Genomic DNA, 8,349 nt, shown 5'->3' on the forward strand with positions numbered 1-8,349 from the left:
TGGATTTTATTTTCCCTTGAATTAACGACTTATTAATCACATTCCCAACAAAAACGCTGAACAAGGGTTCTATTTTATTTAAATCTAAATTCTGCCATGCACCATCTGAATTGAAAATATCATAAAAGCGCATTTCAGGGCTGGTTAGCATCTGTCCAATTGTGTATAAATTATCACGTAATTGGATATTGACTAGATCATTTTTCTTCCAAACAACACGTTTAGCCATAATTAGCATCGACCTCTTTTTTTAGGAACACGCTTTCGATCCCGCTAATAGGTTGGGGTATCATCGTATAGCAGAATTTCCCAGTATCTTTGATGGCAATCGCTTCAATTCTGTTGGTGCAATCATAACAGTAGTCGGTCTATCCCTGTTTGTTGTGTTTTTCGCCTACTAGCAGATCGGGGGAAAATGATTAATTCATTAATTGTAGACACCAATCTCTTCCGCTTTGGCAATTAACTCATCTTGCAATGAACCTTGTATTTCATCTCCATCATACTCAAGAATGAAATCACCACTAATATTAGGAGGAAAACATGAACCATCTATGGTGCCAAAAATTGTTGACATTGTATCTATCATTACTATACGCAGAAAATTAAAAATCTTTTCTTGGTCTTTATCTGATAGCTTTGCGATAATACTTCTTGCTCTTGCATAAGGATCATCGCTGTTTGTAGGTTCACTTGAATTACTTAAATTATTTTTATAATATTCAAGTCTGTCATTTAAGAGCTCATCTAAAATTGAGTTGACGATTAATTCATCTTTTCCTATTTTATTCATTTAACAACCTCTTTTTCCATTAGGTTTTAGTTTTCTCATTTCTGGATACATTTCTTTATTTTTGGCGATTAATTTCTGAAAAGCACTATTGGGTATTTGTGGGTACACGTATACCTCTAGCTAATAATTCTCTAGCATGACTAAATGGTTTTTCTGTTATAGAGTTAATTTTACTGCGTGTAACAATTCCAACTTCATCTGTAAGGAACTCATGTTCAACTTTGGGAACTAAAATAGCAGGGATAATACCCTTTTACAAGATTTTGCCTTACATGGTGAGCATTCAGCCCTAAATGATCGGCCCAAGTCAACTCATTAGGCGCATACTGGACAGATTAAACCCACCAGCAGCTCAATCGGGTCTGGCTGGGTAAATCTTCCTGTATCTGGATGATAGTACCTGAAAGTATTGTAATGTAAACTGGTTACTTGTCTAAATTATAACCTTGATAGTATGAATTATATTGTATCGATACCTGTACTATTTTTGTATCATTATACTTCATAACTAATAGCTGATTTTCTACAATATAGGTAGCAAAGAAATAAAAGCGATGAAAATTTAGATGTACGATCTTTTCTACATTGATTAATTACTCTAATAATGAGAAAACATGATGAAATTCTTCGTTTTTTATCAAATCCTGTATCGTTTTATTTATTACTTTGTCATTTAAACTCTCAACAATAATCATATCTGATGCCCAAAAATATAAGCCATTACAACACTCTTTTGTCTCTTTATACTTATTCAAAATAGAAATTATATTTTCGATAGTGAAAAATGTTGCAGCATACCTCTTTCCATTGTCTAAAAAAACTTCAACATCAACATTATCATTGACCTGATTAAGATCCCGATCATAGTTTAAAATTTTAATATTCATAATACTTAAGTTCCTTTACCAAATACTTTTAAAACTTCATTGATAACTATTTGCTGATTAGCCTTATTAGATTTACTAATATTTCAATTATACTATCATTTATTTCTCTGAAATAAACACGTGCCCATATCGAACTCTAGTTTCAGAAAATCCATGACCTATGGTTTTTGGTGCGACAGTCTGATTTTTTTATTCTTTAAAAGAAGTTGTTTTGTTAAATGAACGATACTTGATTGATGCGATTTTCCTATAATCTCAGCTTTTTAAAAAAGTTTATTACTTTCTTTTATTCACGAATGAATTTTGAAACAACTCAATTTCCACGGATCAACTCAATCCAATAGGCGCATACTGATAAAGATTAATACTGCCAGCTAAACCTACCAGATCCAGTTGAGTAAATCTATCTATATCTGGATCATAGTACCTGAAAGTATTGTAATGTAGCCCAGTTTTTCTGTCTAAATATTGTCCCTGATGTCTGAGGTTTTGTTCTACTGAGTCGTGTTCGATTTCATGAATCCGTTTACCCCAGAGCGGATAGCTACATTCCCAGATGATGTCACTGTTTGCTACGGTAAGCTCTTTTGGTGCACCGTTTAGATCGGTGAGGAAGTATATGACTTTTTCGGAGCATTACCTCTTTTATCTATGCGTGCCAGTAGTTGGTAGCTGCTTTGGTCGGTATAGATATACAGCCTGCTGTGCTGATTCGGGCTGGTTTTCTGAATCATTTTTTAGCCGATCCATAAAAGCGGGCACGATTGTAGGGGTTGCCTGCGTCGTTTAGTTGATGTTTTTCAATACGTACTTCGCTCAAGCGGTAGTTGGCGTTGTAGTGGTAGTGCCACTAATCATCCTGATTTAATTTCAGTTTTTTAACTTAGAAATATTTTCTCAATATATTCGCTTACTTTTGAATTAATATTACTTATATACTTCATGTCTTCATAAGTGCCCAATTTTAAAGCGCCTTCTAAATTGTCATGCAGGACTAAAAGATTATATGCCAATTCCTTTGAAATAAGATCTTTTTCTTTATAATTAGTTACCATTTCATCCAGTGAAGTATAGAGATCATTAATTGTTTTTTCATCTAACTTATCTTGTAATCTAATTTTTTCAATTACACTGATAATCTTTTCATGAACATCAGAATTTATAATTTTCATAAAATACCTAATTAATTATTTTTATTGAATTTGTTGGTATAGGTCAGTCAAATAGTGCTTCTCAAGCACCTTTAGCTAATCGTCTTCAAATTGATTACTTAAAAGGTCAAGACCTTTAGTAAAAGATATATCAATTGTTCCACCCAAAATTTTACTTAAATCTATATCAACTATTCTAGTTCCAATTTTATTAGCCCATTTTTCAGCGATACTTAAATCTTTGGTTGCAGATATAAACTGAGATGGAGAACGACTCTCTGATGTTACATGTCCTGCAACTATTTCTATATTATTTGGGTTTAGTGAAAACAATCCAGAAGATATGTTTTTGCCTTGTCTAATAACTGTATAGACTTTGCTACTTTTTATACGATCAAACTCACTTACTTCAGCACAGGTGCTAATCCTAATGGATCAATCCAAGTTAACCCATTAGGCGCATATTAATACAGATTAAACCCGCCCAGCAGCCCAATCGGATCCGGCTGGGTAAATCTACCTATATCCGGATGATAGCACCTGAAAGTATTGTAATGTAAGCCAGTTTCTCTGTCTAAATATTGTCCCTGATATCTGAGATTCTGTTGTATCGGGATGTGTTCGATTTCATGAATTCGCTTACCCCATAACTGAAAGCTGCATTCCCACAGTATTTTACCGTTTGCATCGGTGAGCTCTTCTGGACAGCCATTCAGGTCGGTGTGGGAAGTAGTGGATATGTTGTTCATGGTTGCCGTCTATGCCTATTGCGCTAGTGGTTCGTAGCTGTTCTAGTCAGTATATATATGAAAAATTCAATTATCCTTGCCAAAATAAATATTAGACAGTATTTAATTCTATCACTCTAGTTGATTTTTCTATTTAAAATTTAAATAATTGTTCATTTTTATATTTCCTTCTATTTATATGGTGACATCAATTTATTAACATCTTCAACAGATAAGCTAAAGGAATCTATGATATTAATGTTTATATTCATATTTAGTTGGTCATTTATTCGGTTCAACCAATGATAAAAATCAATAAAGATATTCTCATTCTCTTTTGTTAACTCCATAAAACCAGAGTCTGTATGAGATAGCTCTAATGAATCTAAGATAAATCGAAAAATATCTTTATTTTGGATTAAATCATCAGTTTTAATGATCATTAATTCTTTAATTCTTTAATTATTAATATTTCTTCTGATATACCCATTATGGTTGGGAGGGATAAAACTCTATCCTTTATTTTTTGTAAATTCATATTAATTACCTTAATAAAATGATCCGTTAAGGGGAATATGTGCACTGTTAGGATCTGATTTGAATGTTCCCCATGTCCCATCAGTTCTATAATTTTGCCCATTTATAGTATTTTTAATACTAGCCGTTGGGCCATTTGCTGAGTTAGCTGTTGGCCATTTTGCTTTTGTAGTAGGATCTATGCCATGTACTTGGTACTCTTGACCTTCATATCTAAACTTTCCGCTCGGGAAACGCTTAGGATCAGCATGCCAAGTATTTGGTATTCCTCCTTGTGTGGCCCATGCATCTATGTCTGCTTTATTTACCTTCCCATATCTAGCTAATTCTGATGGATCAGTTGGGCGTTTGGTAAAACGTCCTGTTTCATTATTACGCCAACGATTCGACTTACTATTAAAACTACAGCTCAAACCAAACGGATCTGGCTGAGTAAATCTACCTATATCTGGATCATAATACCTGAAAGTATTGTAATGTAAGCTGGTTTCTCGGTCTAAATATTGTCCCTGATATCTGAGGTTCTGCTTATGGATTCGTGTTCGATTTCATGAATCCGTTTACCCCAGAGCTGATAGCTGCATTCCCAGACGATGTCACCGCTTGCTACGATAAGCTCTTCTGGTGCACCGTTCAGATCGGTGTGGAAGTAGAATATTTCTTCATCTTCGCTACCTCTTTTATCTATACGCGCCAGTGGTTCGTAGCTGTTCTGGTCGGTGTAGATATACAGGCTGCTGTGCTGATTCGTGCCGGTTTCCTGAATCATTTTTAAGCCGTCCCACAGGAAGCGGGTACGGTTGTAGGGGTTGCCTGCGTTGTCTATAGCTGATGTTTTTCGATACGCCGGCCAAGGGCGTCGTAGACTCCGCCGTAACGCTGGCTGCGGTCTGTTTGTTCAATGCGTACTTCGCTCAGGCGGTGGTCGTCGTAGTGGTAGTGCTGGGGGGCACCGATGGTTTGTTTGTTATGGGTTTGACCGTGCTCATCGTAGCGGTAGTGGTGTCCTCTGAAATTCAGGAGCTGGTTATAGCAGATGACGTTCTGATTACTAGGGTCTAATTCTATTGGTCGTCTGTGATCTAATAGGTTGGTTGTGGCATCGTATTGCAGGATTTTCCTGTATCTGTGGTTGCGACAGCCTTCAATTCTGCCGGTGCGATCATAGTAGTAATCGGTCTGTCTGTGCTTGCTGTATATTTTGCTTACCAGACGGTCGAGGTTGTCGTACTGGTAGCTGCGTTTGATGTGTATATCGGGAAGAATCGAATTTTGATTACGCCGAATCTGCTTGCGTTGCAGGGCGGCTGTAATAATTATATTTTTTAAAATAGTTTGCAAGATTAATTCAATTAAAAAGCCTGTGCAATAAGGCTAAGATTTGTGTGGCAGGCAAAGCTTACCAACTATTTGCATGTTAATATTAAAGTTTAAATGCGTCTATATATTTAAGCCCGTTATAATTTTCTTTATAAGGTTTTTTTAACACTACTTCTCTTGCTTCATACCAAACTAAGGCATTGGTTTTGCTTATGCTTAGTTGATGACATTTGAGCGAGATTAATTTATCAATGAGTTCTCCTATATCAATCTATTTTTTCAATAGTTTATAATATCCAGTCAAATCTTTAATAATATAAATGTATAAAAATATATTTTTTATTTTAATCTTTTATAGTTAAATAATCTGAAAAAATTCTAAATATAGATAGTAATTCATTAAATGAAGTAAATTCTTCCCTTTTATTAATTTTATATTGATCAGTATTTAAATCTATTATTTCGGACATGCAACTTAGATTATCCCAAATAGTAAATCGGGCAATATAAATATCATTTTCAAAATCAATAACGATACTTTCTGATAAATCATTTTTATGATAAACATAAGAATAGTTAGTATGTTGGGATATCCAAAATTTAAATTTATTTAACATATTGATTGTATTTTCCTTTAATTTTTTCTACTTTAACACGAATGTTATTTGCTTTAGGCACCTCAGACACAGGAACTCCCTTACGTTGTGCTAAGCGACTTTCTAAAGAATTTGGTCCTACTATTTTTGCTTATTCTTGATTTGTGGGAATTATAAATTTTTTAGGAATATTAAATTCAACATATAAAGTTCCATTTTTTGCTTGTTTATCAAAAGCCTTAACATCTGCTAGGTAAGTCATGTGAGTAGTTGTCCCTGTTATGTTTTGTATTGTTTTATCGCTATCTATTATTTCTTGATATTCTGCTGCTGCCATCCAGTTGCCAACTGTAACTAATGATAGTTGCCACGGAACAATCCAAATCAACCCATTAGGCGCATACTGATACAGATTAAATTCTTGCGAATAATTTAATACTTAGAGTAAAATTTGAATTCCTAAGATTAAAAAAATGTTCGAGCGTTATAAGTATTAGAGATTTTTCAAATAGATAACCTTTACATTGAGGATTTATTACAATTTAGAGGCTATTTATTCATAGTTCTTTTTATTAATAGCTGAATCCATGGATTTCCATTTTCTAATAATTGCTTATCTACTGAAAAATCGGCACTCGATTCAATAAGATGTGATAGTGACCAAGCTAATCCATAACTTTCATCATTACCAAAAAGGGTAATTAGTTTAGTTGCTTCTTCATTTGATAAAGGTGGTTGAATGTTATGTAAAATATTCTGATATTTTTGAATAAAGCCAATATTAGAACTCTCCTCTGAAGGCAAAGCCCCCATTTTAATAAGTTCATTAACAGATTGCCTCATAGAATCTCCAAATCATTTTTTCATTAATTCTGGATAGTTTGGTATAGCTAGTAATTGCACGCCAAACCATTTCCCCTTGTTCATTAGTGAGCTCAATTGGCAGAATATTGGTTAAAGTCGCTTAAATATAATCTGAATTTAAAAACAAAAAAATCCGAAAAAATATAGAAGATCTTTCCAGCTTTTTTATTAAAGTAATGCATATATTTTCTTTAACTGTTCACAATATTTTTTACTATAAGGTATTTTGATTTTTTTTAGATAATTAATCAGGTTACCTGCATCGCTAGTAATTAAATAATATTCTAATAAATGAATAATAAGAAAATCTTCATAGGGATCATCCACTGAAATAGTGACATCCTTCTCATCATTTCCTTCTTGTTCATCTGGTTCATCCTGAAGGACGACTAACTTAATTGCTATATACTTCAAAAAAGAAGTAAGACTATTCGACAATATGTTTTCTAAATCAGATAAAGTAGCGCCAGATAAATGGATTTTATTTGCATCATATTCGAACAATACCGATGGCAATTCTTCTCCGTTTGTCGTAATTTTATATTTTTGTTCCAATTTATTTAATGCTGTTTTATATAATGAGCTATTTATAAAATATTGAATTTCATTAATATTTACCATTGATTAGCATCCTTTATTATATTTATAACATCATAATCAGTATGCCTATACGGATCAACTGCTTCATGCTCCCACGGAGTTAATTTTGCAAGATTGTCATGATTATGAACATTGTCACCACCAACCTATTGTAAAATACCTTTATGGTGTAATTCTATTGTAACTATCCCCTAAAATAGTACAGCCAAAAAGTAGAAAATTCTCTATGATAAAAGTAAAAGAGGATTTAATTATGAAAAAAATGACTGAACATCAAATCGTCGCTATTTTAAAAGAAGCTGAAGCCGGTATTCCTGTCAAGGAACTCTGTCGCAAATATGGCATGGGTAATTCAACTTTCTATAAGTGGCGAGAAAAATACGGCGGTATGGAAACGTCGGATATTAAACGCTTAAAGGAGCTGGAGGCTGAAAACTGCAAGCTTAAGCAGATGTTTGCCGAACTGAGCTTAAAATCCCAGCTTCAGGAAGAAATCATAAAAAAGCTTTAGTGCCAACAGGGGCACGTAAAACGTGGGCACAGCAACTACAACAAAATCATTCAGTTACTATTGCTATGAGTTGTGCCATTGTTGGTTTAAGCCGTTGTGCTTACTATTATCAAGCTAAGTTACAGGATGATTCGGTGATTGTTTCGGTGTTGAATGCTATCACAGACCGGCATTTACGCTGGGGCTTTCCTAAATGTTTTAATCGTATCAGAAAGCTCGGCTATCAATGGAATCATAAACGGGTATATCGGGTGTATTGTGAATTAAAGCTTAATCTCAGGGTAAAGCGTAAAAAACGCATTCCTCCACGATGCCCGGAAAGGTTATTAGCCCCCAATAAACAAGGTGAATGTTGGTCAATG

Annotated in this window: 12 protein-coding genes and 5 pseudogenes; 2 read left to right on the top strand and 15 right to left on the bottom strand. The window is 34.0% G+C overall.

Going from position 1 to position 8,349, the window contains the following annotated elements; all coding sequences use genetic code 11:
- The 15 genes and pseudogenes from A9G41_RS04800 to A9G41_RS13455 all read right to left on the bottom strand — a co-directional run.
- Positions 1-238 (bottom strand): annotated as a pseudogene (locus A9G41_RS04800) (hypothetical protein); the annotation flags it as partial.
- Between the two features lie 189 nt (positions 239-427).
- The gene (locus A9G41_RS04805) at positions 428-793 is read right to left on the bottom strand and encodes a hypothetical protein (protein WP_065588314.1); all 366 of its coding nucleotides are present in this window, start codon (positions 791-793) and stop codon (positions 428-430) included.
- Between the two features lie 315 nt (positions 794-1,108).
- Positions 1,109-1,186, bottom strand: a pseudogene (locus tag A9G41_RS14965) (hypothetical protein); the annotation flags it as partial.
- Positions 1,187-1,386: 200 nt separating this feature from the next.
- Positions 1,387-1,680, bottom strand: coding sequence for a hypothetical protein (locus A9G41_RS04810; RefSeq protein ID WP_065566323.1), 294 nt, complete (start codon positions 1,678-1,680; stop codon positions 1,387-1,389).
- Between the two features lie 327 nt (positions 1,681-2,007).
- Positions 2,008-2,301 (bottom strand): RHS repeat-associated core domain-containing protein, encoded by a 294-nt coding sequence (locus A9G41_RS14970; RefSeq protein ID WP_081295717.1) that lies wholly within the window; start codon positions 2,299-2,301, stop codon positions 2,008-2,010.
- A 257-nt stretch (positions 2,302-2,558) separates the two neighbouring features.
- Entirely contained in the window at positions 2,559-2,852 is a 294-nt protein-coding gene (locus A9G41_RS04815) for a hypothetical protein (RefSeq protein WP_065582489.1), read from the bottom strand.
- 75 nt (positions 2,853-2,927) lie between these two features.
- A complete protein-coding gene (locus A9G41_RS04820; protein WP_065582488.1) occupies positions 2,928-3,164 on the bottom strand; it encodes a hypothetical protein in 237 nt (78 codons plus the stop codon).
- Positions 3,165-3,298: 134 nt separating this feature from the next.
- Positions 3,299-3,556: pseudogene (locus A9G41_RS14975) on the bottom strand (RHS repeat domain-containing protein); the annotation flags it as partial.
- Between the two features lie 551 nt (positions 3,557-4,107).
- Complete coding sequence (locus tag A9G41_RS04835; protein ID WP_065582485.1) at positions 4,108-4,509, bottom strand: hypothetical protein; 402 nt, start codon at positions 4,507-4,509, stop codon at positions 4,108-4,110.
- 83 nt (positions 4,510-4,592) lie between these two features.
- Positions 4,593-4,865, bottom strand: a complete 273-nt coding sequence (locus tag A9G41_RS13450) for an RHS domain-containing protein (RefSeq protein WP_065582484.1) — start codon at positions 4,863-4,865, stop codon at positions 4,593-4,595.
- Positions 4,866-4,918: 53 nt separating this feature from the next.
- Complete coding sequence (locus A9G41_RS13870) at positions 4,919-5,437, bottom strand: hypothetical protein (protein WP_141675214.1); 519 nt, start codon at positions 5,435-5,437, stop codon at positions 4,919-4,921.
- A 323-nt stretch (positions 5,438-5,760) separates the two neighbouring features.
- Positions 5,761-6,033, bottom strand: coding sequence for an immunity protein TriTu family protein (locus A9G41_RS04855; protein WP_065567519.1), 273 nt, complete (start codon positions 6,031-6,033; stop codon positions 5,761-5,763).
- Positions 6,023-6,400: pseudogene (locus tag A9G41_RS14980) on the bottom strand (TreTu family toxin). The gene A9G41_RS04855 and the pseudogene A9G41_RS14980 overlap by 11 nt, the downstream one beginning before the upstream one ends.
- A gap of 161 nt (positions 6,401-6,561) precedes the next feature.
- Positions 6,562-6,855, bottom strand: a complete 294-nt coding sequence (locus A9G41_RS04865; RefSeq protein ID WP_065582283.1) for a hypothetical protein — start codon at positions 6,853-6,855, stop codon at positions 6,562-6,564.
- A gap of 189 nt (positions 6,856-7,044) precedes the next feature.
- Positions 7,045-7,497 (bottom strand): hypothetical protein, encoded by a 453-nt coding sequence (locus A9G41_RS13455; protein WP_081302168.1) that lies wholly within the window; start codon positions 7,495-7,497, stop codon positions 7,045-7,047.
- 232 nt (positions 7,498-7,729) lie between these two features.
- Between A9G41_RS13455 and A9G41_RS04875 the strand changes: the two are divergent.
- Both A9G41_RS04875 and A9G41_RS04880 read left to right on the top strand, forming a co-directional pair.
- Positions 7,730-7,940, top strand: a pseudogene (locus A9G41_RS04875) (transposase); the annotation flags it as partial.
- 46 nt (positions 7,941-7,986) lie between these two features.
- Positions 7,987-8,349, top strand: a 363-nt coding sequence (locus A9G41_RS04880) for an IS3 family transposase (RefSeq protein WP_143425408.1), incomplete at its 3' end; no start/stop codon positions are given.

Origin of the sequence: Gilliamella sp. Nev5-1 (genome assembly GCF_001690895.1) — a bacterium.
Taxonomy (GTDB): domain Bacteria; phylum Pseudomonadota; class Gammaproteobacteria; order Enterobacterales; family Orbaceae; genus Gilliamella; species Gilliamella apicola_C.

Excerpts from the sequence above, each read along its gene's own strand:
- A9G41_RS04805 (WP_065588314.1), bottom strand. The coding sequence starts at position 793 with ATGAATAAAATAGGAAAAGATGAATTAATCGTCAACTCAATTTTAGAT.
- A9G41_RS04810 (WP_065566323.1), bottom strand. The coding sequence starts at position 1,680 with ATGAATATTAAAATTTTAAACTATGATCGGGATCTTAATCAGGTCAAT.
- A9G41_RS04815 (WP_065582489.1), bottom strand. The coding sequence starts at position 2,852 with ATGAAAATTATAAATTCTGATGTTCATGAAAAGATTATCAGTGTAATT.
- A9G41_RS13450 (WP_065582484.1), bottom strand. The coding sequence starts at position 4,865 with ATGATTCAGGAAACCGGCACGAATCAGCACAGCAGCCTGTATATCTAC.
- A9G41_RS04855 (WP_065567519.1), bottom strand. The coding sequence starts at position 6,033 with ATGTTAAATAAATTTAAATTTTGGATATCCCAACATACTAACTATTCT.
- A9G41_RS04865 (WP_065582283.1), bottom strand. The coding sequence starts at position 6,855 with ATGAGGCAATCTGTTAATGAACTTATTAAAATGGGGGCTTTGCCTTCA.
- A9G41_RS13455 (WP_081302168.1), bottom strand. The coding sequence starts at position 7,497 with ATGGTAAATATTAATGAAATTCAATATTTTATAAATAGCTCATTATAT.